The sequence below is a fragment of the Sphingomonas sp. Leaf4 genome (assembly GCF_920939515.1).
Classification (GTDB): domain Bacteria; phylum Pseudomonadota; class Alphaproteobacteria; order Sphingomonadales; family Sphingomonadaceae; genus Sphingomonas.
The window spans coordinates 1-25483 of sequence record NZ_CAKLBB010000023.1 but is presented as its reverse complement, the minus strand read 5'-3'; the positions used below and the strand labels follow the sequence as shown (position 1 = coordinate 25483).

Below are 25483 nucleotides of genomic sequence, written 5' to 3'. Positions count from 1 at the left end.
CCCGCAGGTCCATCGATAACGGCTTGCCCATCTGACCGGCCTCCTGTCGCCGGTGACAGGCTTGAATCAGACTTCAGTCCCCTTGGGAATCCCTCAACGATTCACGCCGTTCGGATTATGCTCTAGGATCGAGCGATGGACAATATCCGTATCGACGGAGCGCAGCGCGATCTTGAAGCGGTGATCGACAAGGTCATCGCCGATCGCGCGCCCGTCACCATCACTTGCCAGTCTGGTGAAGGCGCGGTGCTGGTGTCCGCCAGCGAATGGGCGTCGATCGAGGAGACGCTGTATCTGTTGCGCTCGCCGGCTAATGCGAAGCGGCTGCTGGAAAGCATCGCCGGGCTGGATGCGGGCGGCGGCGAGGTCCGTGACCTGATCCGGTCGTGAATGTCCGTTTCTCATCGCGGACATGGGCCGAGTATCTCGACCTGCATGCCGCTGACCCGACGCGATTCGCCAAGCTGAACGCGCTGATCGAGGAATGTTGGCGGACGCCGTTCAGGGGGACGGGCAAACCCAAGCCGCTGGGGGGGGCAATCTGTCGGGTTGGTGGTCCCGACGGATCAGCCATGAGTATCGGGTGGCCGGATCGGGGGATGCGCAGGTGGTCGAGGTGGCGCAATGCCAGTATCATTATCAAATTCTGTCGAACCACTTATTGGAATAGAGACTAGATGGAAAAGCTACTTCTTGCTGCGGTAAGTGCCTTCATCGGCTTTATTCTATCCCAGTCTATAAACGTTTTTAGCTATGTCAGAAGGCCAAAATTCCGAACAAAGCATCATTTATCAGGTGTAATCTCAACGTATTCAGGCGATCCGCCAGAGACCCCTTGGGAAATAGAGCTAGGATTTTTACTTGAGAATTTTGGATATAATCCTGCGATTAACACAAGGGTATTCATATCTAATATCGCCTGTTCCACTTTCAGTGAAATCGACCCTGAACTTACCTCAGATGAGATGGTCGAATTAAAAAGACCGATCGATATGATACCGTCAGGCGAGTGTGTTTCAGTTAAAATCGGAACCATTCGAGGAGACAAAGCCGAATTAGATATAAACAGTCAATCGGATTTATCTGAAGAATATTTAGGAATGTTTGGCGCAGATACCCGTGGGGCAGTTCGATTTTCAGCAAAATTCTACGTTATGTGTGATGACAAAAATTCTCTTACTATGCTTAATATTGAATTTAGACCCGACAGGCATGAATTTTCTTCGGACTTAATCCAAGATTTTACACCTGAGTATGTAGAAAGCATCACACTTCCAACACGAAAAAATTCCTAAACCTATGGCTGCACAATTTATAATTTGGCGGCGTTTTTCTTCGCCATACTCGACCACCGGTTAACTCCCCTCCCCACTCACGCAGGGAGGGGCCACCATCCTCACTCCGCCGGCAGGTACACCTCCCCGCCCTTCTCGCGGAACTTCTCGCTCATCTCCGCCATGCCCTTCTCCGCATCGCCCGCCGCGAGGAACGTCTCGACGCCGGCGTTCTGCCTGGCGGCGAATTCGCGCACCTCGGCGGTGATCTTCATCGAGCAGAATTTGGGGCCGCACATCGAACAGAAATGCGCGGTCTTGGCACCTTCGGCCGGCAAGGTCTGGTCGTGATAGTCCTCGGCCGTGTCGGGATCGAGGCTGAGGTTGAACTGGTCGCGCCAGCGGAAGTCGAAGCGGGCGCGGCTCAGCGCATCGTCGCGCAGTTTCGCGGCGGGGTGGCCCTTGGCGAGATCGGCGGCGTGGGCGGCGAGCTTGTAGGTGACGACACCGACCTTCACGTCGTCGCGGTCGGGCAGGCCCAGATGCTCCTTGGGCGTGACGTAGCAGAGCATGGCGCAGCCGAACCAGCCGATCATCGCCGCGCCGATGCCGCTGGTGATATGGTCGTATCCCGGCGCGATGTCGGTGGTGAGCGGTCCGAGGGTATAGAAGGGGGCCTCGCCGCAGACCTGGAGCTGCTTGTCCATATTCTCCTTGATCTTGTGCATCGGCACGTGGCCGGGGCCTTCGATCATGACCTGCACGTCCTGCGCCCACGCGCGGTGGGTGAGTTCGCCCAGCGTGTAGAGCTCGCTGAACTGCGCCTCGTCGTTGGCGTCGGCGATCGATCCGGGGCGCAGGCCATCGCCGAGCGAATAGGCGATGTCATACGCCTTCATGATCTCGGTGATCTCGTCGAAATGTTCGTAGAGGAACGATTCGCGGTGATGGCTGAGGCACCATTTCGCCATGATCGACCCGCCGCGCGAGACGATGCCGGTGACGCGCTTCGCGGTCATCGGGATATAGGGCAGGCGGACGCCGGCGTGGATGGTGAAGTAATCGACACCCTGTTCGGCCTGTTCGATCAGCGTGTCGCGGAAGATCTCCCACGTCAGCTCCTCGGCGATGCCGCCGACCTTTTCCAGCGCCTGATAGATCGGCACGGTGCCGATCGGCACGGGCGAGTTGCGGATGATCCATTCGCGGGTGTCGTGGATGTTGCGCCCGGTCGACAGGTCCATGACGGTGTCGGCGCCCCAGCGGATCGACCAGACGAGCTTGTCGACTTCGGCGGCCACGTTGCTGGCGACGGCGCTGTTGCCGATGTTGGCGTTGATCTTGACGAGGAAGTTGCGGCCGATCGCCATCGGTTCGGATTCGGGGTGGTTGATGTTGCTGGGGATGATCGCCCGGCCGCGCGCCACTTCGTCGCGGACGAATTCGGGGGTGACGTAGTCGGGGATCGACGCGCCGAAATCCTCGCCGTCGCGGATGTGGCCGCGCAGCATCTCGCGCCCCATGTTCTCGCGGATGGCGACATATTCCATCTCGGGCGTGATGATGCCGCGACGGGCGTAGTGCATCTGCGACACGTTCATGCCGGCCTTGGCGCGGAGCGGACGCTTGACGACGTTGGGGAAGGGCTGGACGCCGCCCGAGCGGTCGGGGCCGAGCTGGCCGTTGTCCTCGGGGCGCAGTTCGCGCGCGTCGTAGGACTCTACGTCGCCGCGCCCGACGATCCAGTCGCGGCGCAGCGGCGAGAGGCCGGCCATGATGTCGATCCGCGCGTTGGGATCGGTATAGGGGCCGGAGGTGTCGTAGACGTTGAGCGGCGCTTCGCCGGATGACGGATCGAGGTCGATCGCGCGCATCGCGACCTTCAGGGGGCCGACGTGAATCTTGCGGCTGCCACGGATCGGGCCGGTCGTGACGCCGATTTCGGTCTTTGCGGGGATGTCTGCCATATTCCACTCCATGCGGAGGGATGCGGGGCTGCCGCTCCCTCCCTACGCCGGTGTCAGCCGGATCAGGTTCAGCGGGTCGAAGGCTGTGGCCTTCCTCTCAAGCGTGACGGTAACGCTCCCCCGGGGACCGGGTGGTTGTAGGCGGGTTGAGGTGTTTGGTCAAAGCAGATCGAGTTGGGGGGATTCGGTCGGGGAGCCGAACCCGGCCAGCGTTACCCCCACCAGCCGCAGGCCCATGCGCAGCGGATAGAGCGTTTCGATGAGCGCCAGCGCGGTGCGGTGGAGCGTCGCACGGTCGCGGACCGGGGTGGTCAGCGTGCGGCTGCGCGTGACGATGCGGAAGTCGGCGTATTTGGCCTTTACCGTGACGGTGCGGCCGTATTGCCGCGTCTTCTCGACCCACTCCCACACGTCGTCGGCCATCGCCAGCACGCGCTCGGCGATGGCGTCCGCGTCGGTCAGGTCGTGGTGGAAGGTGGTTTCGGAGCCGGACGACTTGCGCACCCGGTCGGGGCGGACCGGGCGATCGTCCAGCCCACGCGCAATGTCGTGATACCAGCGCCCGGCCTTGCCGAAGGTGCGGGTGAGGTCGGCGAGGGTCCAGCGTGCGAGGTCGGCACCGGTGTGGATGCCAAGGCCGGCCATGCGCTCGGCGGTGCGCGGGCCGATGCCGTGGAAGCGCTTCACCTCCAGCGCGGCGACGACGCGCGGGCCGGCTTTCAGCGGGATGACGCACTGGCCGTTGGGCTTGTTCATGTCGGAGGCGAGCTTGGCGAGGAACTTGTTGTAGCTGATCCCCGCCGAGGCGGTGAGGCCGGTGTCGGCGGCGATGCGCGCGCGGATTTCCTCCGCCGTGGCGGTGGCGCTGGGCAGGGCGCGGCGGTTTTCGGTCACGTCGAGATAGGCTTCGTCGAGCGAGAGCGGTTCGACCAGATCGGTATAGTCGTGGAAGATCGCGCGGATCTGCGCGCTTACCGCCTTGTACACCTCGAAGCGGGGGCGCACGAACACGAGGTCGGGGCAGCGGCGCAGCGCCGTGACCGAGGGCATCGCCGAGCGCACGCCGAAGCGGCGCGCTTCATAGGAAGCGGCGGCGACGACCCCCCGCCCGCTCGATCCGCCGACCGCGACGGGAAGCCCCTTGAGGTCGGGGGCGTCGCGCTGTTCGACCGAGGCGTAGAAGGCGTCCATGTCGACATGGATGATCTTGCGCACGCAGCAGATGTAGGTGCGCAGGGGCCGATTGTGAAACTACCGCGCGGGTCGGGCGGCGCGACGCAGGCCGAGGAGGCGCAGCGCGCGGCGGCGGAGCTGGTGGTGCTGGCCGGCGCTGCCCTGCGACTGGCGATAGACGATCGCCAGCGCGATCATCAGGAACACATGGCCGTAGCTGGCGGCGAGGATCGTCGTCTCCGCCATATTCTGTCCGGCGCAGAACAGGATGATCGCGAGCAGCAGCGAGCGGCGCGGCTTGGCGATCGACAGGCTGAACAGCAGGCGCAGCAGCGGCCACACGATCAGCGTGGCGACCGCGAGCAGCGTGCCGGGCACGCCGATGGTGACGAGCAGGTCGAGATAGCCGTTGTGGCCGTGCTGGATGTTGGTCGACACCCAACTGGAGGTCAGCGAAAAGATCGGGCTGGCGTCGCCGATCGCCCAGAATGACTGGAACCCCGCGCCGGTCCATGGATGCTGGCCAACATAGTCGATCAGCGGCGGCCAGATCTGGGCACGGCCGGTCAGCGCGTTCGGATCGTTCACGACCTCGTCGATGAAGGCGATATTGGCCGAGACGAGCAGCAGCGCGAGGGTGGCGACGACCATCAGCATGCCCGCCAGCACGACGCGGCGGTCGGCGTCGTGATGGCGGATCGCCCAGCCGGCGAGGATCGCCAGCACGACGACCCCCTGCGAGGTCTTGGAATGGGTGAACCACAGGAACACCGCCGCTGCCGCAACGACGGCGATGGTCACGCCGCGCGAGAACTGGCGATTGTCGAACAGGAACAGCACCATGGTCAGCGCGGTAATCGCCCCGGCCGGGTTCTTGTGCGACACGATCCCGCGCCAGCTCCCGATGACGGTTTCCTCTTCCGAAATCAGGTTGCGGTGGATGCCGTCGGGCAGCAGGAACACCGCGAGGAAATTGACGGCCAGCAACACCAGCAGGAATTGGCGCAACAGGCGCAGCGTGCGGTCCGGCCCCAGTTCGCCGACGCTGCGAAAGGTGATCCACGTCATCATCGCGACCAGCGTCACGCGGCGGAACGAGGTCGCCGGATCGATCGCCCACAGCGTCGAAAGATAGCAATACCCGAACAGGAGCGTGACGCCGAACGGCACGCACAGCATCGTGCGCAGGTTGCGAAGGCCGGTGCCGAACAGCAGCAGGACGAAGATGCCGCCATAGAGCAACTGGTTGCCGAGGCCGGCCTCGGTCGCCTGACCGATTCCCGCGTCGCCGCCGCCCTGAAAGGCGGTCACGCCGACCAGCGTCGCGGCCAGCAGCAGCACGAAGGCGATGGCGGCGATGGTAACGGATACGCCGCCGCCCGAACGGCCGGGGCGCGCCGTCGACGGCGATCGGAGCGCGGGGCGGGGCAGTCGATCGGCCGGCGGGTACATGGCCGTGCCCTATCACGCCGCCGGCGGGGGAGCCAGTGGCAGGCGATACCGGTCGCGATAGGCGGCGGCCATGACGACCGGATCGAAGCGGGTGGCGATCACCCTGCCCTGCCCGGCGGCGACGGCGCGGGCGGCGGGCAGATCGTCGATCACGCGCGCCAGCAGGCGGCCGAGCGTAGCGACGTCGCCCGATGCCGCATGGAACGGATAGTCGGCGGGCAGCAGCTCGTCGAGGCCGGGGGCGATGGTGGTGACGAGCGGCACGCCGGCGATCAGCACTTCGGCCGGGAGCAGCGGAAACCCCTCGAACCGCGAGGGCAGCAGGACGATGTCATGGTCGGTGAGGCGGGCGGCGAGGTTGGCGATCGGCCCGGTCAGCGCGATCGTCCAGCCCGGCGCGATGCCGGCCACGCCGCGCGCCACCATGTCGGCGAGGTCGCCCGAGCCGGCGATCGTCACCGCCACGTCGCGGCGGGGGGTGCGGGCATGGGCTTCGCCAAGGATCGCGGGGAGCAGGTCGGCGCCCTTTTGATGGACCAGCCGGCCGGCGAAGAGGATGCGCAGCGGCGAGGGGTCGCGCGGAGTCGGCGCGGGTGCCGCCTGCGCCACGATGCCGTTATGGACGACCTCGGCCCGCGGGCGGCCGGGCAGGATCGCCGCGTCGGCATCGGCGGCGGCGCGCGAGACGGCGACGGCCTGCGCCCCGGCCAGCCGCCGCGTGACCCAGCGGCCGATCCCGGCCCAGTCGATCCACAACACGCTGTTGTGGACGGTGCGCAGGATCGGCGTGGCGCGCACCGCAGGCGACAGGACGTGCGCAATCGCCAGCGTCAGTTCGGGGATCTCGGTGTGGACGTGGATGACGTCGGGCCGGAAGCGCCGGACCATCCGCGCCAGCCGCCACGCCGCCTGCACCACCCCGCCCGATTTGAAGCCGCGCCGCGTGCCGAAGGCAAAGGGCACGCCCCAGCCGGTCAGCCGCGCGGCCATCGCCTGCCCCACCGGCCCCGGTTCGGCATGGTCGATCACCGCGAACAGCGCGAAGTCGACCTCGCCGCGCAGCGAATCGATCAGACCGAGCGCGACATTCTCCGCGCCGCCCATGGCGAGATGGGTGATGACGTGCAGCACGCGCGGCCGATCCGAGTTGCGCTTCATCATGGCCGCTCCCCTGTCCACCCGATGCCGGCCGTATCAGGCGGCGGCAGGAGCGTCGAGGCGGCTTGGTGGCGGCGGTCGGGAAGCCAGGCTGAATCGATATTCGACGAAGCGCCTTCCCGACTTGCTCCCCTCTCGTCTTAGGGCCGGTCGACATTCAGCATTTCCGGCCAATCTTCGTCATTTTCGGCCGAAACGGCCGCCCCTTCGTTACCCCGGACTTGTTCCGGGGTCCACGGCTCGGCAATCGATATGCCTTGAGCCTCCATTGACCGCATGTGCGGCCAAGTAGACCCCGGAACGAGTCCGGGATGACGACGCGCCAATGAATATCGATCGGTCCTGGGATTTCTCTGCCAAAGTCCAAGGAAGGTCGTCCCGATCCTGCCGTACCCCCGCGCAGGCGGGGGTCCAGAGTCAGGTAAAACAACGGTTTGCGCCTGAGGCCCCTGGCCCCCCGCCTGCGCGGAGGTAGGGGAAGAGCATTTTCGCAGAAGAATCCTGGAAGGGAGGGGGTGGGTTGGCCGGTTGTGGAGCGCTTGCGTTTCCTCGTGGGCCGACCCACCCCCGGCCCCTCCCTTGTCAGGGAGGGGAGAAACCGAACGTTTCAGGCGAACACGTCGGCGCTGTCGTAGTCCGGGGTATAGGTGTTGGCGACGCGGCGCGAGCGCAGCAGATAGGCGGTCCACAGTCCGGCGAAGATCACTCCTTGCGCCAGTATGAGGATGCTGCGCCCGAGCAGCGCGCCGATCGACATGCCGGTGACGATCGTCACCAAAATGATCTCGACCAGCGACAGCACGATCGTCAGCAGCCAGAGGCCACGGACGGCGATCCGCACCGTTTCCGGGCGGTGGACGGCATAGAGCCGCCATGCGATGTAGAACGAACCGGCCAGCTTGACGAGGATCACCGCCGTCTCGACGAGCTGGAACGGCAGGATGTCGGCATCCTCGCCGAGTTGCCCCGGCTGGAGCGACCAGAGGTTGATCGCTTCGAAGACCGTGCGCAGCGGTGACAATATCCCAAGCAACACGATCAGCAGCGCGAGCCAGCCGCCCACCCCGCGCAACGCCCGTTCGTCATAGGCCATCGAATCATCCCCCTGCCCGCCAGTCTATCGCGCGGCGCAAGGCTGGCAAGGTTACGCCGCCGCGAGTTCCTGTGCTGCGGCCATGGCGAGGCTGGTGCCGTCGAGGATGCGCGCGGTTTCGTCGCGGACGCGGGCCATCGCGAGGCGGATGGCGCACGACGCCTCGTCCTTGCAATCGCCACACGGGCGATAGGCGGTGCGGCTGACGCAGGGCACCAGCGCCAGCGGTCCTTCGATCACGCGGATGATCTCGCCCAGCGAGATCAGGTGCGCCGGGCGCGCGAGATGGTATCCGCCCGCCTTGCCGCGCGTCGAATGGAGGAACCCCGCTTCGCGCAGGTCGGCGAGGATCAGTTCGAGGAACTTGCGCGGCACGGTGGCGGCGGTGGCGATCCGGTGCATCGGCATCGGTGCCTCGCCCGCAGGCTGTTCGGCGAGGAACAGCATCGCGCGCAGCGCATAGCGGGAACGCTGGGTAAGCATGGTCGCCCCTGCCCATGCCACTTGTGTGCCAACAAGGAAAGTCCGCTTCTTTTCAAACGCCGTCGATGCGCCTATATCCCGTCTGTCGGCTTCCAGCCGGCTATGGCGATAAACTGCGGCGTGCAATAGACGCAGCGGACCCGGGGGCAGTACCCGGCGGCTCCACCATAAGGTGGTGTTTCTGGACACCGTTTCTGACGGGGCCGAACCAGGATCGACGTGTGTTGAAAAGCGCTGTTTTCGCTCGGAATGGGACCACCGCAACGGCCCATACACACAAGTGCCAACGATAACGAAGCACTCGCGATTGCGGCGTAACTAAGGGCCTCACGGCCTGAAGTTACTCTAAAATAGCGCGGTTGGACCGAACCGGGCAACAGAATCGGATTCCAGCGGTACGGGGGGCACCGGGCAACAGAAGCTCCCCACCCGATATTCGCGTTGCCTCCGCCACCTGAAGCTCCCCTCCCTGACAAGGGAGGGGCTGGGGGTGGGTCGTCCCATGCGGGAGCGGCACGCCCGCCCCAAGCCTACCCACCCCCGACCCCTCCCTTGTCAGGGAGCGGAGAGATAGCCCCCTGTTCGCGTCGTGGCCCATCGGGTAGGCGACGGCGATGGATTTTCAGATCATCCTTGCGTTGATGGCGGTGGCGTTCGTTGCCGGGACGATCGACGCCATGGCCGGCGGCGGCGGGTTGCTCACCATCCCCGCGCTGCTGGCGGCGGGGGTGCCGCCGGTCGCGGCGCTTGGCACCAACAAGCTGCAAAGCGCGTGCGGGACGGCGGGTGCGGCCTGGGCCTTCTGGCGCGACGGGCAGATCGACGTGCGGCGGTTCGCGCGGCCCGCGCTTGCCTCGTTCGCGGGAGCGGGCGTCGGCGCGGCGCTGGTGCAGACGATCGATCCGTCGTTCCTTGCCGGGCTGTTGCCGATCCTGCTGGTCGCGATGGCGGGGTATTTCCTGTTCGGGCCGAGGCTGTCCGACGTCGATACCCATGTGCGTCTGGCACCGGCCGGGCTGCTGCTCGCGGTCGCCGGGATCGGGCTGTACGACGGGTTCTTCGGCCCGGGCACCGGATCGTTCTTCACGCTGCTGCTCGTCACCGCCGCTGGTCTTGGCGCGACGCGGGCGGTGGCGCATACCAAGCTGCTCAACCTTGCCAGCAACCTTGCGGGGCTGGCGGTGCTGGTCATGGGCGGGGCGGTCTGGTGGGGGCTCGGCCTTGCCATGGCGGTGGCGAGCGTCGCGGGCGGGCAACTGGGCGCGCGGCTCGCGATCCGTTGGGGCGGGCGGGCGATCCGGCCGCTGCTGGTCGTGCTGTCGCTAGCGCTGACGGTGAAGCTGGTCGCCGATCCGGGCAATCCGCTGCGGGGGTGGATCGGGGTTTGAAAGGCGGTACCGGCCCGCTTCTGCGCGTTTTTAAACCACTCCTATTCCTTCGGCGCGGTCGACAGGATCGTGCGTGGCTTGCGGGTACAGACTTTCGGGCCGACCAGTCCGCATTCGCGGCCGTCCTGACTCAGTCCGTCGGCCTTGCGGTCGAACACGCGGTCGTCGTCGATCGGCAGGCGATAGCGCGCCGCGCCCTTGCGACAGGCCAGCGCGCCGGGCGTGGCGGCGCAATCGACCGGGTCCTCGATCCCGAGCGTGGGGGCGGCCGGCGCGGCCTGTAGCAGCAGCGCGAGCAGGAGCAGCGACGGCATCGGCGGAAATCCCTTTGGCATCCGGTGGTGATACCGACCGGATTTCAGGAGCCTAGGCCGATCCGTCCGCCAACACCACCGGCGATTATCTGGCGAGCGGGCGCGGCGTGCCGGGCTTCACCCCGCCGCGCGTACTGGCGCTGACGCCGACCGAGCCGCAGCCTTGCAGGAACGCGCCGACCCCGCAGGGCAGTTGCGGCACCGCCAGCAACCGCTCGCGCTCGCCCAGCGCATCGACCGCCCTGGGATCGCCCGGCGCGGGCGCGGTGACGAGCGGCACACGGTAGCGATCGGCGTTGCGCGCGGCACACACCACGATCTCGTCGGGGGCAGCCCCTTCGCGGCACGGCGTGTCGATGCGAGTCGCGGCGCGCGCCCGCGCCATCGCCGCCGCCACGCTGGTTTCATCGGCCAGCATCGCCAGCCACAGTGCCACCGCCGCCATCGATTCGCTCCTCCGCCCGCCGCTATCTGATAGCCTGCTTGAAAATTCGCGGAAAAGCGAATTTCAAGGCGGTGCGTGTCGACGCATTTCCGGACAGACTTCGAACAGCATCGCGCGACGCGGCTTGCTCGGCAAGAGCAGGTCGCCTATCGGGTGTTTAAACCGTTTAACGGGGAGGATACCTGAATGAATCCTGTGAGCAGCACTCTCGACCGCGTACTCGTTCTGGAAATGGTGCGAGTCACCGAAGCGGCGGCGATCGCCGCGTCGACGCTGGTCGGGCGCGGCGACGAGAAGGCGGCCGATGCCGCCGCCGTCGAGGCGATGCGCGCCGCGCTCAACGAACTCTACATGGACGGCACCGTCGTGATCGGCGAGGGCGAGCGCGACGAGGCACCGATGCTGTTCATCGGCGAGAAGGTCGGCATCGGCAAGGGGCCGGAGATCGACATCGCGCTCGATCCGCTGGAAGGCACCACCATCTGCGCCACCGCCGGGCCGAACAGCCTTGCCGTGCTGGCGATCGCCGAGAAAGGCGGACTGCTGAACGCGCCGGACGTGTATATGGACAAGATCGCCTGCGGGCCGGGCTATCCCGAGGGCATCATCGACCTCGACCGGTCGCCGACGCAGAATGTGACGGCGGTGGCGGCGGCCAAGGGCGTCGACCCGCACGACATCATCGTGTGCGTGCTCGACCGTCCGCGCCACGAGGCGATGATCGCCGAGCTGCGCGCGGTGGGATGCGGCGTGATGCTGATCGGCGACGGCGACGTGGCCGGCGTGATCGCGACCACCAACCCCGACACCACCATTGACCTGTATATGGGCCAGGGCGGCGCGCCCGAGGGCGTGCTGGCCGCCGCCGCGCTGCGCTGCGTCGGCGGGCAGTTCAAGGGCCGGTTGCTGTTCCGCAACGACGACGAGCGAGCGCGCGCGGCGAAGTGGGGCGTGACCGACCTCGACAAACAATATGACCTGACCGAGCTGGCGCGCGGCGACTGCATCTTCGCGGCGACCGGCGTGACCGATGGCTCGCTGCTCGACGGGGTCAAGCGGATGCCGGGCAAGATGACCACCGAAAGCGTCGTGATGCGCGCCAGCTCGGGCACGGTGCGCTGGGTGAAGGGCGAACACCGGCTGTAAAAACAAGACGACCTGCTCCCCTCCCTGACAAGGGAGGGGTTTGAGGCGAGCGTGTCGTTCCCTCGCGGGCCGACCCACCCCCGGCCCCTCCCTTGTCAGGGAGGGGAGACAGGGACAACGCAACCGGTCGGGTTCACGCCGCGTTCAATGCGCCGCCGCCAACAGGGTGGTCATGATCTGGAGACGCCCCATTCGCCCGCTCGCGCTTGCCGTTGCCCTTGCCGCCCCCGCCGCGCTTCACGCGCAGGCGCCACAGAACGACCTTGCCTCGGTCCAGCGGCACCTCTCCGCCGTCGAGACGATGACCGCGAACTTTACCCAGACCGATCGCAATGGCCGCGTCCTGTCGGGTGTGCTGACGCTCAAGAAGCCGGGCAAGATCCGCTTCCAATATGAGAAGGGCGTGCCGATCCTGCTCGTGTCGGATGGCAAGTCGCTCTATTTCCTCGACTATCAGGTCGGGCAGAAGCAGCGCTGGCCGATCGGCAACTCGCCGCTCGGCATCCTGCTCAATCCGGCGCGCGATGCGTCCAAATTCGCCCGCGTCGTGCCGTCGAGCGATCCGCGCGTCGTGAGCGTCGAAGCCTACGACCCCAAGCGGCCCGAATATGGCCGCATCACGATGATCTTCGGGCGGCAGGCATCGGCGCCGGCGGGGCTGATGCTGCAAGGCTGGGTCGCGCTCGACGCGCAGGCGAATCGGACGACGGTGCGGCTGACGGGCCAGCGGTTCAATGCGCCGGTGGCCGATTCGGCGTTTCGCTTCAACGAACCGTCGCGCGGGCGGCGGTAGGGGTTTTCTCTCCCCTCCCTGACAAGGGAGGGGGCCGGGGGAGGGTCGGCCCATGAGGGTAAGGTACGCCCGCCCCAGACCTACCCACCCCCAGCCCCTCCCTTGTCAGGGAGGGGAGCCGGTGGTGCGTGCCGCCGGCCGCTATCTTTTTACAACGAATACGCATGACGTTCATCAAAGCGACAGGTTTCTCCCGCTAGGACCGGTCTTGCGGTGTTGGGGCGCGTCCGGGATTTTTCCCCCTGTTGCCCGGGTCCTCGACGCCCGCCTGCGTGATGAACGCACGGTCGGCCCTCGTTCCATGCCCCCGGAGCGAGGGCCTTTCCATGTCTGGCGCGCCGCGATGCGCCGCGATACAGGCATCGCCCATGGACACGCTTTCCGTCGCTTCGTGGAACATCAACTCGATCCGCTTCCGCATGGACATCGTCGAACGCTTCCTGCGCGAAGCGCGGCCCGACGTGCTGTGCCTGCAGGAAACGAAGGTCGTGAACCAGGATTTCCCGTTCGATCCGCTGCGGCGGCTGGGCTACACCCATATCGCGATCAACGGCCAGCGGATGCACCACGGCGTCGCGGTCCTCTCGAAGCTGCCGTTGGCGGAGGACGACCGGCTCGACTGGCAGGCGAACGGCGAGGCGCGGCATATCGGCGTGGCGCTGGCCAATGGCCTCAGGATCGAGAACGTCTATATCCCGGCGGGCGGCGACGTGCCCGACCGCGACGTGAACCCGAAATTCGGGCAGAAGCTCGACTTCCTCGACCGCATGATCGACTGGTCGAAGGGGCTGGGCGACACGCCCGTCCTGCTGACCGGCGATTTCAACGTCGCGCCGCTGGAGAGCGACGTGTGGAGCCACAAGGCGCTGCTCGACGTGGTCAGCCATACCCCCATCGAGATCGAGACGCTGGCGCGGTTGCAGGCGGCGAACGACTGGGTCGACCTCGGCCGGCATTTCCACCCCGCGCCGGCACGGCTCCATACGTGGTGGAGCTACCGCGCGAAGGACTGGGCAGCGTCGGATCGCGGGCGGCGGCTCGACCATATGTGGGCCAGTCCCGCGCTGGCGCCGAGGGCGGTCGCGCACCGCATCCATGAGGATTGCCGGAGCTGGCTGAAACCCAGCGACCACGTACCGATCGTCACCGAGTTCGCGCTTTGAGCGAGCCGCGCGACGTCGCCCGCGCGATCGACGCGCTGCGGCGCGGCTGGCCGATCGCGATTGCCGCGCCGGGCGAACCGACGTTGACGCTGCTGCCGATCGAGACCGCCGATCCGCTGCGCCTTGCCGGCTTCGATCCCGATCGCTCGGCGCATGTCCTGCTGTCGTTCGGGCGGGCCGAGACGCTCAAGATCGTCAACCAGCGCGCGGCGGCCGAACCCGACCAGCCGGTGGCGATCCGGCGCGAGGCATGGACCGATTTCGCCGCGCTGACCGCGCTGGCCGATCCGCAGCTCGATCTGGCGACGCCGATGAAGGGGCCGTTCCGGGGGATTGCCTCGCCGGCACCGGTGGCGGCGGCGGCCGCGCTGCGCCTCGCGCGGGTCGCGGGGCTGCTCCCGGCGTTCGTCGCGGGGGGCAGCGGCGCGGAGGTGACGATCACCCCGGCGGCGATCGACGCGCATGAACATGCCGACCGGCTGGCGATCGTCGCCCGCGCGCGGTTGCCGGTCGCGGGCGCGGAGGACAGCGAGATCGTCGCCTTCCGCACCCCCGATGCGGCGGGCGAGCATGTCGCGCTGCTGATCGGCCAGCCCGACGGCGCGCCGCCGCTGGTGCGGCTGCACAGCGAATGCCTGACCGGTGACGTGCTCGGCAGCCTGAAATGCGATTGCGGGCCGCAGTTGCACGCCGCGATCCATGCCATCGCCGATGCCGGCTGGGGCATCCTGCTGTATCTGCGGCAGGAGGGGCGCGGGATCGGGCTGGTCAACAAGCTGCGCGCCTATGCCTTGCAGGATCAGGGGTTCGACACGGTCGACGCCAACACGCGGCTGGGCTTCGCAATCGACGCGCGTGATTTCGGCGTGGCGGGGCGGATGCTGTCGCTGATGGGACAGGATCGCATCCGGTTGCTGACCAACAATCCGGCGAAGGTTGCGGGATTGGAGGCGACCGGCATCACCGTTATCGAGCGGGTGGCGCATCATCTGCCGGCCAATCCGCATAACGAACGCTATCTCGCGACCAAGCGCGACCGGACCGGGCACCAGTTGTAGCGTTTGACTTCGTCTAACCCTTGGCGTCGCCCCAGCGAAGGCTGGGGCCTCTCGCTGCTCCTGCTGTGCGCTACCACGGGGAGATCCCAGCCTTCGCTGGGATGACGGTTGAAGCGAGATGGGGCGGAGATTACCCGCGCGGCCGGGTCCACAGCACGGGATCGCGCGGGGTGTCCTTCGCCGGGCGCCAGCGCGCGGCGACATAGGCTCTGGCGATCGCCACCAGCTTCTCGCCCTTCGACGTGGTCTGGCGTTGGTCCCATGCGCGGGGGCCGGCGACGGCGACCTTGCGCGCGATGCCGCCATAGATGTCGGCCGCCGCCAGCACCGCCCAGCCCGAGCGCAGCGGCAGCCGCGCCGCGCCGACGCGCGCGCTGTCCTCGTGAAGCGCCGCGCGTGTCGCCATCCGCCGGGCGAGGACCGCCAGCTTCGCGCGGTCGGCCAGCGGGTCGGCCGGATCGATGCCCAGTTCGTCCAGCCAGTCGGCGGGCAGGTAGCAGCGCCCCGCCCCGGCATCCTCGGCGATGTCGCGCGCGATGTTGGCGAGCTGGAACGCCAGCCCGAGGTCGCACGCGCGGTCGAGCGTGTCGTGCTGGTCGGCGGGGACGCCCATCACCACCGCCATCAGCCCGCCGACCGCGCCGGCGACATGATAGCAATATTGGTAGAGATCGGCCTCGCTGACCGGCCGCCAGTCGTCGGCGTCGAGCTGAAACCCGTCGATCACGTCATGGATGATCGCCTCGGGCAGTCCGACTTCGGCGGCGACGACGCCCAATGCGTCGAACGCCGGATCGCAGGTCGCCTGCCCGACAAGCGCCTGCGCGGTGCGCGCGCGGATCAGGTCGATCCGGGCCTGCGCGTCGCCCACCCGCTGCATGCCGTGCCCCAGATCCTGCCCGTCGGCGAGGTCGTCGCATGCGCGGCACCACGCATAGAGCAGCCATGCGCGTTCACGGGTTTGCGGGTCGAACAGCTTGCTCGCCGCCGCAAAGCTCTTGGAACCGCGCGCGATGGTATCGCGGGCGTGCGCGACCAGCGCGGGCCGATCGAGCATCAAAGGTCGGTGGCGGCCATGGTGATGATCGCCCGCACCGGGGTGTGCGCCGCCATCCGGTCGAGCAGCACGTCCAGCGTATCGGCGACGATCAATATGTCGCGGTGCATCGGGCGCATGAAGCCGACCTCGGCCATTTTGGCGACGAACGCGATCAGATGGTCGTAGAAGCCGGCGACGTTGAGCAGCCCGACCGGCTTGGCGTGATAGCCGAGCTGCGCCCAGCTCATCGCCTCCCACAGTTCGTCCATCGTGCCGGTGCCGCCGGGGATGGTAACAAAGCCGTCGGCGAGATCGGTGAACGCCTGCTTGCGTTGGTGCATCGTCTCGACGACGTGGAGTTCGGTGAGGCCACGGTGCGCGGCTTCGGCCTTGACCAGCGCGGTCGGGATCACGCCGATCACCTCGCCGCCCGCCTCGATCGCACCATCGGCGACCGCACCCATCAGCCCGAGCCGCCCGCCGCCATAGACGACGCCGATGCCCCGTTCGGCCAGCGCGCGGCCGACGGCGCGGGCGGAATCGATATAGACGGGATCGGCCGGGGTCGCCGACCCGCAGTATACGGCAAGACGCTTCATGGGAGGGGCGCTACGCCAAGTGGGGAGCGTGGGCAAGGTGCCGATATAGCCCCTCCCTGACAGGGAGGGGTTGGGGTGGGTCGGTCCATGAGGGAGCGGTACGCCCGCCCCGAACCTACCCACCCCCGACCCCTCCCTTGTCAGGGAGGGGAGCAGTTTACCCCTCGTCGCCCAGCATCAGCCCGGCGGTCGCCTTGGCGCTGCCGACGACGCCGGGGATGCCCGCGCCCGGATGGGTGCCGGCGCCGACGACGTACAGGTTCGAAATGTCGTCGTCGCGGTTGTGCGCGCGGAAATACGCGCTCTGCGTCAGGATCGGTTCGAGCGAGAAGGCCGAGCCCTGATAGGCGTTGAGGTCGCGGGTGAAGTCGCTCGGCATATAGCTGAACTTGGTCACGATCCGGTCGTGGATGTCGGGGATCAGCCGGCGGCCGACTTCGTCGAGGATGCGCTTTTCGAGGATCGGGCCGATCTCGTCCCAGTTGACCGGGAACTTGCCGGTGTGCGGCACCGGGCACAGCGCGTAGAAGGTCGAATGCCCCTCGGGCGCCATCGACGGATCGGTGACGGTCGGGTGGTGGAGATAGAGCGAGAAATCTTCCGACAGCACGCCATGGTCGTAGATGTCGGCGAGCAGCCCCTTATAGCGCGGCCCGAACAGGATCATGTGATGCGGGATGCCCGGCCATGTTCCCTTGACCCCGAAATGGACGACGAACAGCGAGGGCGAAAAGCGCTTCTTCTCCAGCTTCTGCGTCGTCCGCTTGGCGCTGCGCGATCCCGACAACAGGTCGCGGTAGCTGTGGACCAGATCGGCGTTGGTCGCGACCATGTCCGCAGCCACCACCACGCCGCCCTGCGTCGTGACCCCGGTCGCGCGGTCGCCGAGCGTGTCGATGCTCTTGACCGGATCGCCGAGCATCATCGTGCCGCCCAGCTTTTCGAACAGGCGCACCATGCCGGCGACCAAGCGGTTGGTGCCGCCCATCGCGAACCACACGCCGCCGTCACGCTCCAGCTTGTGGATCAGCGCATAGATGCTGCTGGTCTTCATCGGATCGCCGCCGACGAGCAGGGTGTGGAACGACAGCGCCTGGCGCAGCTTTTCGTTCTTCACGAACGACGACACGATCGAATAGACCGACCGCCACGCCTGATATTTCATCAGCGCGGGCGCGGCCTTTATCATCGAGGCGAAGTCGAGGAACGGCACATGGCCGAGCTTCACATAGCCTTCCTCGTACACGCCCGCCGAATAGTCGAGGAACCGGGCATAGCCCGCAATATCGTCGGGGTTCAGCTTGGCGATCTCGGAGCGCAGCAGCGTATCGTCGTTGGTATAGTCGAAATTGGTGCCGTCGGGCCAGTTCAGCCGGTAGAAGGGCGAGACGTTGCGCAGCGTCACGTCCTCGGCCATGTCGCGCCCGGTCAGGCCCCACAGCTCCTGCAACGCCTCGGGCGCGGTGATGACGGTGGGGCCGGCGTCGAAGACGAAGCCATCGCGCTCCCAGTAATAGGCGCGGCCGCCCGGCTTGTCGCGTCCTTCGACCAAGGTCGTCTGCACACCTGCCGATTGCAGGCGGATGGCCAGTGCCAGTCCGCCGAACCCTGCCCCGATGACCGCTGCCGTTCTCACGCCCGTTCGTCCCCTCAACCCGTTCGACCCATCAATGCGGCCACCGCCCGGCCGATCGGCACGGGCGGCTTGCCGATCAGCACCCGCGCCTTGTCGACGATGGTCGATCGCCCGCCATAGAAACGCGCGACCAGCTTCGGGTCCAGCCGGTAGAAGCGTTCGAGCACGCGGTAGCGTTCCTCCGGCTCGGCCGCCTTGAACAACATTGTCGCCAGCATGCGATAGAAGCCGCGTTCACGCCACAGCCCGGCGGCGACATCGTGCGTCAGCGTGTGGAGCGCGCCGCCCGACCAGTCGCCGCTGTCCGCGACCTTGTGCGCGAGACGCAGCGCATCGGGCAGCGAATAGCCGGTCAGCGGATGGAACAGCCCGGCGCGCATCCCACCCTTGGCGACGCGGTTACCGCCCGAGCGCCAATATTCCTCGAAATCGCCGCCCATCGCGACCGGCAGCACGCCGGTTTCGCTGCGCCCGACGGTCGCGATCGGCCAGCCCTTCGCCTCGGCATAGGCCGAGATGCGGCCGGCAAGCGCCTGCGTGTCGAGATCGGGGGTGTCGCTGTAATAAGTGTCCTCGATGAACAGCGTCGTCGCATCGAACGGCAGGGTGTAGACGAAGCGGAAGCCGTCATGCTGCTCGACCGATCCGTCCATCACGATCGGGCGTTCGACGCCGTGGGGATAGGCGGTGCGGACCTCCATCCCCATGAACTTCTGCCAGCCCAGATCGAGCAGGCTGGTATCGCCGGGGCCGCGACAGTCGATCACGCCCTGCGCCTCGACCCGGTCGCCGTCGGCCAGCACCACGGCGGTCGGGCTGGCGCCGAGCACGCGCGCGCGGGTCATCAGCGATTCGGGCGGCAGCGCGGCGCGCACCACCTCGTCCAGCCGGTCGGAGGTGATCGAATAATAGGTCGTGTCGATGGTGCGGGCGTGCGCCGGAAAGGCGATGTCATAGGCGCGCCAGCCATAGGTGACGAGCGGCGCGATCAGCGCGCGATAGGGGCCGGGCACGTCGCTGCCGAAGAACGACCAGACATGGTTGCCGCCGAAGGTCGCCGCCCCCTCGATCAGCCGGATGCGCGCATCGGGCCGCCGCTTTGCCGCCGCCAGTGCGATCAACGCCCCCGACAGTCCCCCGCCGACGATGGCGAGGTCGCAATGATGGATGGTGGGCATGGCTCCATGCCCTAGGGGAGCGAGCCGACAGTGGCAACGGTCGGTCCCTGCAAACTCCCCTCCCTGACAAGGGAGGGGCTGGGGTGGGTCGGTTGGTGGCGGGCGCTTGCACTCCCTCTCGGGCCGACACACCCCCGTCCCATCCCTTGTCAGGGAGGGGAGGAAAAGGCGCGCTGTCCCCGGCCCGCGAAACCCGCTACAGCGCGCCCATGTCGATCGCGCTGGCCGTTCTGCTTTCCGCCGTGGCGATGACGCTGATCGTCGGCGTCCGCTATCTGCTCGCCTCCGCCGGCTTCGCCTTTGCGACGCGGGCGAAGCATCCCGGACTCTACGCCGGGCTGGATGCGCAGATCGCCAAGGAAATCCGCTGGTCGCTGCTCTCGGCGATCCTCTATGGCGTGCCCGCCGGGGTCGTCGCCTGGGGATGGCAGCATCGCGGCTGGACGCAGATCTACAGCGACGTCCATGCCATGCCGCTATGGTATCTGCCGCTCTCGGTGCTGCTCTACCTGTTCGCGCACGATACGTGGTTCTACTGGACGCATCGCTGGATGCACGTCCCCAAATGGTTCCGCATCGCGCATGCGGTCCACCATGCCAGCCGCCCGCCCACCGCATGGGCGGCGATGGCGTTCCATCCCATCGAGGCGCTGACCGGGGCTGTGGTAATTCCGCTACTGGTATTCTGTATTCCGATCCATGTCGGCGCGCTGGGATTGGTGCTGAGCATTATGACGGTTATGGGCGTGACCAACCACATGGGGTGGGAAATCTTTCCCAAATGGATGTGGTCGGGAAAACTGGGCGGATGGCTGATTACCGCCAGCCATCATCAGCGGCATCACGAGAAATACGGGTGTAACTATGGACTTTATTTCCGGTTCTGGGACCGGTTGTGCAAGACCGATGGGGGACTTGGTGACTTCGAGAAAGACCGGGCGCGCGCGGCGCGTCACCGCAATCGCCGCGCTGGGGGGCGCGATGATCCTGAGCCTCACCGGAGCCATGCCGACCAGCACGCTTGACGTCCGCCTGACCGACCTGCGCTCGACCAAGGGCGTCATCCGCCTGTGCCTGACCGCCGAGCCGGAGAATTTCCCCGGCTGCACCGACGACAAGAACGCGGTGACGCGCAGCTTTCCGGCGGGTGATCGCGGCGTGCGCATCGCCGGGCTGGGGCGCGGCGATTATGCCGTGTCGGTGATCCACGACGAGAACAACAACAAGAAGCTCGACACCTTTGCCGGCATCCCGCGCGAAGGCTTTGGTTTCTCGCGCAATCCGGCGATCGGGTTCGGCCCGCCGCGCTTCAGCGCCGCCGAATTCCCGATCGCGGGTGATGCAACCGTGCAACAGGTTCGGATTCGCTACCTGCTCTAGTCGATCGCGATGGACCGAAGGGGAAGCGACAGCGTTACGCTGTTGCAACAATTCCCCGGAGCCACGCCCTTGCGCGCCATTCTCGCCGCCGTTCTGACCGCCGCCACCCTTGCCGCCACCCCCGCGCTGGCGCAGGATGCGGCGGTCGCGCCGTCGCCCCCGCCCGAACCGTCCGCCGCGACCATGGCGAACAACGACACCGGCGCCGACTTCTATGTCGTGGGCCTCGGCGCCGCGATCCTGCCCGATTACGAAGGGTCGGACGATTATTCGTTCAGCCCGGTGCCCGCCGCCACCGGCCGCGTCTCGGGCTTCAACTTCCTGCTTGCCGGCAACCGGCTGAGCGTCGACCTGATCCCCGACGGCATTGGTCCCACGTGGGATTTCCAGGCGGGGCCGATCGCGGTCGTGAACCTCAACCGCAATTCGACCAAGGGCATCGACGATGCCCAGGTCCGCGCGCTGGGCAAGGTCGACACCGCGATCGAGCTGGGCGGCTATGTCGGCATCGGCAAGACCGGTGTCCTCACCTCGCAGTTCGACCGGCTGTCGGCATCGGTCAGCTATCGCAAGGATGTGGCGGGCGGCCACAAGTCGACCGTGCTCGCTCCCACGATCAACTATGTCACCCCGCTGAGCACCAAGATGGTCGCCGGCCTGTTCGTATCGGGCGAGCGCGTGGGCGAGGGCTATGCCGACAGCTATTTCTCGATCACGCCCGGCCAGTCGCTCGCCAGCGGGCTGCCGGTCTATAACGCGCGGGCCGGGTGGAAGAACTGGACGCTGGGCAGCCTCGTCGGCCGCTCGCTGACCGGCGATCTGCGCTCGGGGCTGCAGGTGTTCGGCACGGTCGTCTATCGCCGGATGCTGAACGATTTCGCCGACAGCCCGATCGTGTCGCGCAACGGATCGGCCGACCAGTGGCTGGGCGCGGTGGGGCTGGCGTACAGCTTCTAGGGCCGGACGCGACATTCCCCCCGGAACCTGCTCCCCTCCCTGACAAGGGAGGGGCTGGGGGTGGGTTGGCCGGTTGTGGAGCGCTTACGGTTCCTCACGGGCCGACCCACCCCCCGCCCCTCCCTGTCAGGGAGGGGAGCCGCCAAGCGCTGCCGTCTGGGTGAATGGCGTTGCCGGTTCCCCGGCCCCGTGGGTAAGCCGCGCCTTTACTTTCGCGCCGCGCGCAGTTCGTCGCGGATCTCGCGCAGCAGCGCCACGTCGGCCGGATCGGCGGCGGGCGGGGCCTCGCCGTTCTTCTGCTCTTCCTGAACCACCGCGATCGCGCGGTTCACGAACTTCACCAGCAGGAACACGATGAAGGCGAGGATGACGAAGTTGATGACGACGCTGATGAACTCGCCATAGCCGAACAGCGGCACGCCGGCGGCCTTCAGCGCCTTGTAATCGGTCGGCGATCCGGCGAAGCCCGCCGGGATCGGCCCCAACTGCACGAAATAGCTCGAGAAATCGAAGCCGCCGAAGATGTAGCCGATCACCGGCATGATGATGTCGTCGGTCAGCGATTTGGTGATCGTGCCGAACGCCGCGCCGATGATGACCCCGACCGCGAGGTCGAGCACGTTGCCGCGTGCGACGAAAGTGCGGAACTCGTTCATGATCGCCATGTTGCCCTCCATGCCAGCTTGAGGGTGCCTTAATGGTGCGATACGGTGGCGGGAAGCAAGACAGGGATCGAGGCGAATGCGGATACGGGCGGCGATCGTGATGGCGGCGGCAGTGCCGCTGGCGGCGTGTGGCGTGAACAGCGTGCCGACCGCCGAGGAAAACGTGAACGCCAAATGGGGCGAGGTGCAGAACCAGTATCAGCGCCGCGCCGACCTGATCCCCAATCTGGTCGCGACGGTGAAGGGTTTCGCCGGGCAGGAAGAGCGCGTGCTGACCCAGGTGACGCAGGCGCGCGCGCAGGCGACGTCGATCAACGTCACCACCGACGACCTGTCGGACCCGGAGACGTTCCAGCGGTTTCAGGGCGCGCAGAACCAGTTGACGCAGGCGCTCGGCCAGCTCCGCACCGTCGTCGAGGCGTATCCGCAGCTTACCTCCAACCAGAATTTCCTGAACCTGCAATCGCAGTTGGAGGGGACCGAGAACCGCATCACGATCGCAAGGCGCGATTACAACGAGGCGGTGCAGGCGTATAATACCCGGATCCGCACCTTCCCCGACGCGATCGGCGCGAAGATATTCTATGGCGCCAAGCCCAAGCAGAGCTTCCAGGCGCAGGGTGGCGCGGAAGTCGCGCCACAGGTGAATTTCGGGAATTCCAACTGATCGTGGTGCGGCACCTCTGGCGGCTGTGGCTGGCGCTCGTGCTGCTGGGTGCGGCGGCGGGGGCGCAGGCGCAGACGTTTCCCAAGTTCACCGGGCTGGTGGTCGACGACGCGGGCGTCCTGCCGGCGGAGACGCGCGCGGCGCTGACGACGAAGCTGGAAGCGTTGCAGCGCGATACGAAGCGGCAACTGGTCGTCGCGACGATCGCCGATACACAGGGGTTTCCGCTCGACGAGTACGGCTACAAGCTCGGGCGGGCGTGGGGCGTCGGGCTGAAGGATGCCGATAATGGCGCGATCCTGTTCATCGCGCCCAATAATCCGGCCGGGCAGCGCGGACCGCGGCTGGAGGTCGGCTATGGCCTCGAACCGGTGCTGACCGATGCGGTATCGGCGACGATCGTGCGCACGCTGATGGTGCCGCGATTGCGCGCCGGCGATATTCCCGGCGCGATGACGACGGGCACCGACGCGGTGGTCGCGCAACTGCGCGCGGCCCCCGAGGAAGCGCAGGCCAAGGTCGATGCCGCGATCAAGGAGTTCGACCGGGCACAGCCGCGCGCGAGATCGTCGGGCGGCGGGGTTCCGGTGGTGGCGATCGTCGTGATCCTGATCTTCGTGGTGATGCTGATCGCGCTGTCGGCCGGACGGAAGCGGCGGGCCGGACCGTGGGGCCGCGCGCACAAGCGTAGCGACAGCGGGATCGGGCCGGTCATCCTGTGGTCGATCGCCGACGAGATCGCGCGCAGCGCCTCGCGTGGCGGCGGCGGCTGGAGCGGCGGCGGTGGCGGATCGTCGGGCGGCGGTGGCGGCTGGGGCGGTGGCGGGTTCACCGGCGGCGGCGGCGGATCGTTCGGTGGCGGCGGCGCGTCGGGGGACTGGTGATGCGGCTGAACGCACAGGATCATGCCGCGATCAGCGCGGCGGTGGCGGCGGCCGAAGCCGCGACGGCGGGCGAGATCGTGGTCGTCACCGCGCGGACGTCGGATGCCTATCACGATGTCGGGCTGCACATGGCGGTGCTGGCGATGCTGCTGGTCATCGCCGCGACGGCGGTGTGGCCGGGGTGGCTGTATGGCGTCCATGGCTGGATCGAACCATGGGGCGAGGCGCCGACGCCCGCCTTCCTGCTGGGCGTGGTCGCATGGGTGCAGGGCGCGGTGTTCCTGATCGTGCGCTATGGCTGTGCATGGCAGCCGCTGCGCATGGCGCTGACCCCGCGGTCGACCAAGGCACGGCGGGTCCACCGACAGGCGCTGACACTGTTCCGCGCGGCGGCCGAGAAGCGCACCGTCGCCGCGACCGGCGTGCTGCTGTACCTGTCGATGGCCGAGCATCGTGCCGAGCTGATCGCCGATGCGTCGATCCACGACCGGGTCGCGCCCGAGGTGTGGGGCGATGCGCTGGCGGCGCTGCTGGCGGCGGTGAAGGACGGGCGGCCGGGCGACGGCATCGTCGCAGCGGTGGGCGCGATCGGCGTGGTACTAGCCGAACATTTTCCCAAGGGAGCGGATGACGTGAACGAACTGCCGGACCGAGTGATCGAATTGTGATCGACGCCGATGCCCCCGAAGAGGTGATGTGGGCCGGGCGGTTCATCACCGCCAGGAAACGTGGTCGCTGGGAATATGTCGGCCGGGCCAACGGGATCGGCGCGGCGGTGATCGTCGCGATCGACCAGGGCCATGTCCTGTTGGTCGAGCAATATCGCGTGCCGCTGGGGCGGGCGTGTATCGAGCTGCCCGCCGGGCTGGTCGGCGACGACATGGCGGGCGAGGCGGCGGCGGTGGCGGCGACGCGCGAGCTGGAGGAGGAAACCGGGTTCCGCGCGGGGACGATGGTGTCGCTCGGCGAATATCATTCGTCGCCGGGGATGGTGTCGGAAAGCTTCACCCTGTTCCGCGCGGGCGAACTGGTCCGCGTCACCGAGGGTGGCGGGGTGGAGGGGGAGGATATTCTCGTCCACCGGGTCGCGCTGGATGGGTTGCCGGCGTTCGTTTCGGAGCAGCGGGCGGTGGGCAAGGCGATCGATGTGAAGTTGTTGCTGCTGCTGTCGCCATGGTTGCTGGGGTAGCAGAAGCAGGTGGTTCACGCGGAGGCGCGAAGGCGCGGAGTGAAGTAGAAGAGATTTTCGCGCAGAGGCGCAGAGGCGCGGAGAGTTGTGCGTGAGACAACGGTTGCGCGTCCGGCGCAGCCCTTTTTCCCGTAGTCGGATGAGAGTCTGGTCCATCTGAATGGAATCGTCGCCCCAGCGAAGGCTGGGGCCTCAAGCGGCGCTTGTCGCGCATCGGCCCCGGGAGATTCCAGCCTTCGCTGGAATGACGCCTGTTTTAGGGTCTGTGGGGATTCACAAAGTTGTGCGGATGTGATTCACGCTATGGATGGATCGTGACGTACTGACGGACGCCCAATGGGCAAAGATCGAGCCGCATTGCCTGGGCAAGCGGACTGACCCC

Annotated in this window: 27 protein-coding genes, 1 other RNA gene, 1 pseudogene and 1 riboswitch; of the genes and pseudogenes, 16 read left to right on the top strand and 13 right to left on the bottom strand. The window is 67.0% G+C overall.

What is annotated here, in order from left to right; genetic code table 11:
• Positions 1-135: 135 nt before the first annotated feature.
• From LRA89_RS20060 to LRA89_RS20045, 3 genes and pseudogenes are all read left to right on the top strand, one after another.
• Positions 136-390 (top strand): type II toxin-antitoxin system Phd/YefM family antitoxin, encoded by a 255-nt coding sequence (locus tag LRA89_RS20060; protein ID WP_230772778.1) that lies wholly within the window; start codon positions 136-138, stop codon positions 388-390.
• Positions 387-670 (top strand): annotated as a pseudogene (locus LRA89_RS20050) (Txe/YoeB family addiction module toxin). The gene LRA89_RS20060 and the pseudogene LRA89_RS20050 overlap by 4 nt, the downstream one beginning before the upstream one ends.
• 7 nt (positions 671-677) lie before the next feature.
• Positions 678-1295, top strand: a complete 618-nt coding sequence (locus LRA89_RS20045; RefSeq protein WP_230772774.1) for a hypothetical protein — start codon at positions 678-680, stop codon at positions 1293-1295.
• Between the two features lie 101 nt (positions 1296-1396).
• On the opposite strand, the gene thiC is transcribed toward LRA89_RS20045, so the two are convergent.
• The 6 genes from thiC to LRA89_RS20015 all read right to left on the bottom strand — a co-directional run bounded on the left by thiC (position 1397) and on the right by LRA89_RS20015 (position 8600).
• Positions 1397-3241 (bottom strand): phosphomethylpyrimidine synthase ThiC, encoded by a 1845-nt coding sequence (gene thiC / locus LRA89_RS20040; protein ID WP_230772772.1) that lies wholly within the window; start codon positions 3239-3241, stop codon positions 1397-1399.
• Positions 3242-3263: 22 nt separating this feature from the next.
• Positions 3264-3374, bottom strand: a riboswitch (TPP riboswitch).
• Between the two features lie 26 nt (positions 3375-3400).
• Positions 3401-4456: a DNA polymerase IV gene (dinB, locus tag LRA89_RS20035; RefSeq protein WP_268934961.1), complete on the bottom strand. Its 1056-nt coding sequence runs from the start codon at positions 4454-4456 to the stop codon at positions 3401-3403.
• Positions 4457-4492: 36 nt separating this feature from the next.
• Positions 4493-5866 (bottom strand): O-antigen ligase family protein, encoded by a 1374-nt coding sequence (locus LRA89_RS20030; RefSeq protein WP_055762268.1) that lies wholly within the window; start codon positions 5864-5866, stop codon positions 4493-4495.
• Between the two features lie 12 nt (positions 5867-5878).
• On the bottom strand, positions 5879-7024 hold the full coding sequence (locus LRA89_RS20025) for a glycosyltransferase (RefSeq protein ID WP_230772770.1): 1146 nt from the start codon (positions 7022-7024) through the stop codon (positions 5879-5881).
• 607 nt (positions 7025-7631) lie between these two features.
• Positions 7632-8117 carry a DUF2569 family protein gene (locus LRA89_RS20020; protein ID WP_230772768.1) on the bottom strand — a complete coding sequence of 162 codons (486 nt, stop codon included), beginning with the start codon at positions 8115-8117 and terminating at the stop codon, positions 7632-7634.
• A 51-nt stretch (positions 8118-8168) separates the two neighbouring features.
• Positions 8169-8600 carry an RrF2 family transcriptional regulator gene (locus tag LRA89_RS20015; RefSeq protein ID WP_055762499.1) on the bottom strand — a complete coding sequence of 144 codons (432 nt, stop codon included), beginning with the start codon at positions 8598-8600 and terminating at the stop codon, positions 8169-8171.
• A gap of 45 nt (positions 8601-8645) precedes the next feature.
• On the opposite strand from LRA89_RS20015, the gene ssrA reads away from it, so the two are divergent.
• Together ssrA and LRA89_RS20005 are read left to right on the top strand one after the other, a co-directional pair.
• Positions 8646-8991, top strand: a transfer-messenger RNA (tmRNA) gene (ssrA, locus tag LRA89_RS20010).
• 223 nt (positions 8992-9214) lie between these two features.
• A complete protein-coding gene (locus LRA89_RS20005; RefSeq protein WP_230772767.1) occupies positions 9215-9988 on the top strand; it encodes a TSUP family transporter in 774 nt (257 codons plus the stop codon).
• Between the two features lie 41 nt (positions 9989-10029).
• Here LRA89_RS20005 and LRA89_RS20000 read toward each other — a convergent pair whose 3' ends face one another.
• Together LRA89_RS20000 and LRA89_RS19995 are read right to left on the bottom strand one after the other, a co-directional pair.
• A complete protein-coding gene (locus tag LRA89_RS20000; protein WP_055762256.1) occupies positions 10030-10302 on the bottom strand; it encodes a hypothetical protein in 273 nt (90 codons plus the stop codon).
• Positions 10303-10387: 85 nt separating this feature from the next.
• Positions 10388-10747, bottom strand: a complete 360-nt coding sequence (locus LRA89_RS19995; protein ID WP_055762253.1) for a hypothetical protein — start codon at positions 10745-10747, stop codon at positions 10388-10390.
• 186 nt (positions 10748-10933) lie between these two features.
• On the opposite strand from LRA89_RS19995, the gene glpX reads away from it, so the two are divergent.
• The 4 genes from glpX (at position 10934) to ribA (ending at position 14907) form a co-directional block, all read left to right on the top strand.
• Positions 10934-11893: a class II fructose-bisphosphatase gene (gene glpX, locus LRA89_RS19990; RefSeq protein WP_056498317.1), complete on the top strand. Its 960-nt coding sequence runs from the start codon at positions 10934-10936 to the stop codon at positions 11891-11893.
• A 172-nt stretch (positions 11894-12065) separates the two neighbouring features.
• Positions 12066-12686: a LolA family protein gene (locus tag LRA89_RS19985; protein ID WP_230772766.1), complete on the top strand. Its 621-nt coding sequence runs from the start codon at positions 12066-12068 to the stop codon at positions 12684-12686.
• A 368-nt stretch (positions 12687-13054) separates the two neighbouring features.
• The gene (locus tag LRA89_RS19980) at positions 13055-13849 is read left to right on the top strand and encodes an exodeoxyribonuclease III (protein ID WP_230772765.1); all 795 of its coding nucleotides are present in this window, start codon (positions 13055-13057) and stop codon (positions 13847-13849) included.
• Positions 13846-14907, top strand: a complete 1062-nt coding sequence (gene ribA / locus LRA89_RS19975; RefSeq protein WP_230772764.1) for a GTP cyclohydrolase II — start codon at positions 13846-13848, stop codon at positions 14905-14907. Before LRA89_RS19980 ends, ribA begins: the two co-directional genes overlap by 4 nt.
• A 130-nt stretch (positions 14908-15037) precedes the next feature.
• Here ribA and LRA89_RS19970 read toward each other — a convergent pair whose 3' ends face one another.
• The 4 genes from LRA89_RS19970 to crtY form a co-directional block, all read right to left on the bottom strand.
• Positions 15038-15964: a phytoene/squalene synthase family protein gene (locus LRA89_RS19970; protein ID WP_230772763.1), complete on the bottom strand. Its 927-nt coding sequence runs from the start codon at positions 15962-15964 to the stop codon at positions 15038-15040.
• Entirely contained in the window at positions 15964-16545 is a 582-nt protein-coding gene (locus LRA89_RS19965; RefSeq protein ID WP_230772762.1) for a TIGR00730 family Rossman fold protein, read from the bottom strand. Before LRA89_RS19965 ends, LRA89_RS19970 begins: the two co-directional genes overlap by 1 nt.
• 157 nt (positions 16546-16702) lie before the next feature.
• Positions 16703-18181, bottom strand: a complete 1479-nt coding sequence (locus tag LRA89_RS19960) for a phytoene desaturase (protein ID WP_230772760.1) — start codon at positions 18179-18181, stop codon at positions 16703-16705.
• A 14-nt stretch (positions 18182-18195) separates the two neighbouring features.
• Positions 18196-19359, bottom strand: coding sequence for a lycopene beta-cyclase CrtY (crtY, locus tag LRA89_RS19955; protein WP_230772759.1), 1164 nt, complete (start codon positions 19357-19359; stop codon positions 18196-18198).
• 209 nt (positions 19360-19568) lie between these two features.
• Between crtY and LRA89_RS19950 the strand changes: the two genes are divergently transcribed.
• The 3 genes from LRA89_RS19950 (at position 19569) to LRA89_RS19940 (ending at position 21696) form a co-directional block, all read left to right on the top strand.
• Positions 19569-20384: a sterol desaturase family protein gene (locus LRA89_RS19950; protein ID WP_230772758.1), complete on the top strand. Its 816-nt coding sequence runs from the start codon at positions 19569-19571 to the stop codon at positions 20382-20384.
• Positions 20341-20739, top strand: coding sequence for a DUF2141 domain-containing protein (locus tag LRA89_RS19945; protein ID WP_230772757.1), 399 nt, complete (start codon positions 20341-20343; stop codon positions 20737-20739). The genes LRA89_RS19950 and LRA89_RS19945 overlap by 44 nt, the downstream gene beginning before the upstream one ends.
• Before the next feature lie 69 nt (positions 20740-20808).
• Positions 20809-21696 carry a MipA/OmpV family protein gene (locus tag LRA89_RS19940; RefSeq protein ID WP_230772756.1) on the top strand — a complete coding sequence of 296 codons (888 nt, stop codon included), beginning with the start codon at positions 20809-20811 and terminating at the stop codon, positions 21694-21696.
• A gap of 206 nt (positions 21697-21902) precedes the next feature.
• Here LRA89_RS19940 and mscL read toward each other — a convergent pair whose 3' ends face one another.
• A complete protein-coding gene (gene mscL / locus LRA89_RS19935; RefSeq protein ID WP_230772755.1) occupies positions 21903-22361 on the bottom strand; it encodes a large conductance mechanosensitive channel protein MscL in 459 nt (152 codons plus the stop codon).
• 76 nt (positions 22362-22437) lie between these two features.
• On the opposite strand from mscL, the gene LRA89_RS19930 reads away from it, so the two are divergent.
• The 4 genes from LRA89_RS19930 to LRA89_RS19915 are packed head-to-tail and all read left to right on the top strand — an operon-like array spanning position 22438 to position 25101.
• Positions 22438-23028 carry a LemA family protein gene (locus LRA89_RS19930; RefSeq protein WP_230772754.1) on the top strand — a complete coding sequence of 197 codons (591 nt, stop codon included), beginning with the start codon at positions 22438-22440 and terminating at the stop codon, positions 23026-23028.
• The gene (locus LRA89_RS19925; RefSeq protein ID WP_443025021.1) at positions 23025-23912 is read left to right on the top strand and encodes a TPM domain-containing protein; all 888 of its coding nucleotides are present in this window, start codon (positions 23025-23027) and stop codon (positions 23910-23912) included. Before LRA89_RS19930 ends, LRA89_RS19925 begins: the two co-directional genes overlap by 4 nt.
• Positions 23912-24580, top strand: coding sequence for a TPM domain-containing protein (locus tag LRA89_RS19920; RefSeq protein ID WP_230772750.1), 669 nt, complete (start codon positions 23912-23914; stop codon positions 24578-24580). Before LRA89_RS19925 ends, LRA89_RS19920 begins: the two co-directional genes overlap by 1 nt.
• Before the next feature lie 26 nt (positions 24581-24606).
• Entirely contained in the window at positions 24607-25101 is a 495-nt protein-coding gene (locus tag LRA89_RS19915; RefSeq protein WP_230772780.1) for an NUDIX hydrolase, read from the top strand.
• Positions 25102-25483 lie beyond the last annotated feature (382 nt).

Coding starts and splice junctions, on each gene's coding strand:
- thiC (WP_230772772.1), bottom strand. CDS start 3,241: ATGGCAGACATCCCCGCAAAGACCGAAATCGGCGTCACGACCGGCCCG.
- LRA89_RS19965 (WP_230772762.1), bottom strand. CDS start 16,545: ATGAAGCGTCTTGCCGTATACTGCGGGTCGGCGACCCCGGCCGATCCC.
- LRA89_RS20060 (WP_230772778.1), top strand. CDS start 136: ATGGACAATATCCGTATCGACGGAGCGCAGCGCGATCTTGAAGCGGTG.
- LRA89_RS19930 (WP_230772754.1), top strand. CDS start 22,438: ATGCGGATACGGGCGGCGATCGTGATGGCGGCGGCAGTGCCGCTGGCG.
- LRA89_RS19915 (WP_230772780.1), top strand. CDS start 24,607: ATGTGGGCCGGGCGGTTCATCACCGCCAGGAAACGTGGTCGCTGGGAA.
- LRA89_RS20005 (WP_230772767.1), top strand. CDS start 9,215: ATGGATTTTCAGATCATCCTTGCGTTGATGGCGGTGGCGTTCGTTGCC.
- crtY (WP_230772759.1), bottom strand. CDS start 19,359: ATGCCCACCATCCATCATTGCGACCTCGCCATCGTCGGCGGGGGACTG.
- LRA89_RS20015 (WP_055762499.1), bottom strand. CDS start 8,600: ATGCTTACCCAGCGTTCCCGCTATGCGCTGCGCGCGATGCTGTTCCTC.
- LRA89_RS20025 (WP_230772770.1), bottom strand. CDS start 7,024: ATGAAGCGCAACTCGGATCGGCCGCGCGTGCTGCACGTCATCACCCAT.
- LRA89_RS20030 (WP_055762268.1), bottom strand. CDS start 5,866: ATGTACCCGCCGGCCGATCGACTGCCCCGCCCCGCGCTCCGATCGCCG.
- LRA89_RS20000 (WP_055762256.1), bottom strand. CDS start 10,302: ATGCCGTCGCTGCTCCTGCTCGCGCTGCTGCTACAGGCCGCGCCGGCC.
- LRA89_RS19945 (WP_230772757.1), top strand. CDS start 20,341: ATGATCCTGAGCCTCACCGGAGCCATGCCGACCAGCACGCTTGACGTC.
- LRA89_RS20045 (WP_230772774.1), top strand. CDS start 678: ATGGAAAAGCTACTTCTTGCTGCGGTAAGTGCCTTCATCGGCTTTATT.
- LRA89_RS19920 (WP_230772750.1), top strand. CDS start 23,912: ATGCGGCTGAACGCACAGGATCATGCCGCGATCAGCGCGGCGGTGGCG.
- LRA89_RS19980 (WP_230772765.1), top strand. CDS start 13,055: ATGGACACGCTTTCCGTCGCTTCGTGGAACATCAACTCGATCCGCTTC.
- LRA89_RS20020 (WP_230772768.1), bottom strand. CDS start 8,117: ATGGCCTATGACGAACGGGCGTTGCGCGGGGTGGGCGGCTGGCTCGCG.
- LRA89_RS19995 (WP_055762253.1), bottom strand. CDS start 10,747: ATGGCGGCGGTGGCACTGTGGCTGGCGATGCTGGCCGATGAAACCAGC.
- LRA89_RS19985 (WP_230772766.1), top strand. CDS start 12,066: ATGATCTGGAGACGCCCCATTCGCCCGCTCGCGCTTGCCGTTGCCCTT.
- mscL (WP_230772755.1), bottom strand. CDS start 22,361: ATGGCGATCATGAACGAGTTCCGCACTTTCGTCGCACGCGGCAACGTG.
- LRA89_RS19950 (WP_230772758.1), top strand. CDS start 19,569: ATGTCGATCGCGCTGGCCGTTCTGCTTTCCGCCGTGGCGATGACGCTG.
- glpX (WP_056498317.1), top strand. CDS start 10,934: ATGAATCCTGTGAGCAGCACTCTCGACCGCGTACTCGTTCTGGAAATG.
- LRA89_RS19970 (WP_230772763.1), bottom strand. CDS start 15,964: ATGCTCGATCGGCCCGCGCTGGTCGCGCACGCCCGCGATACCATCGCG.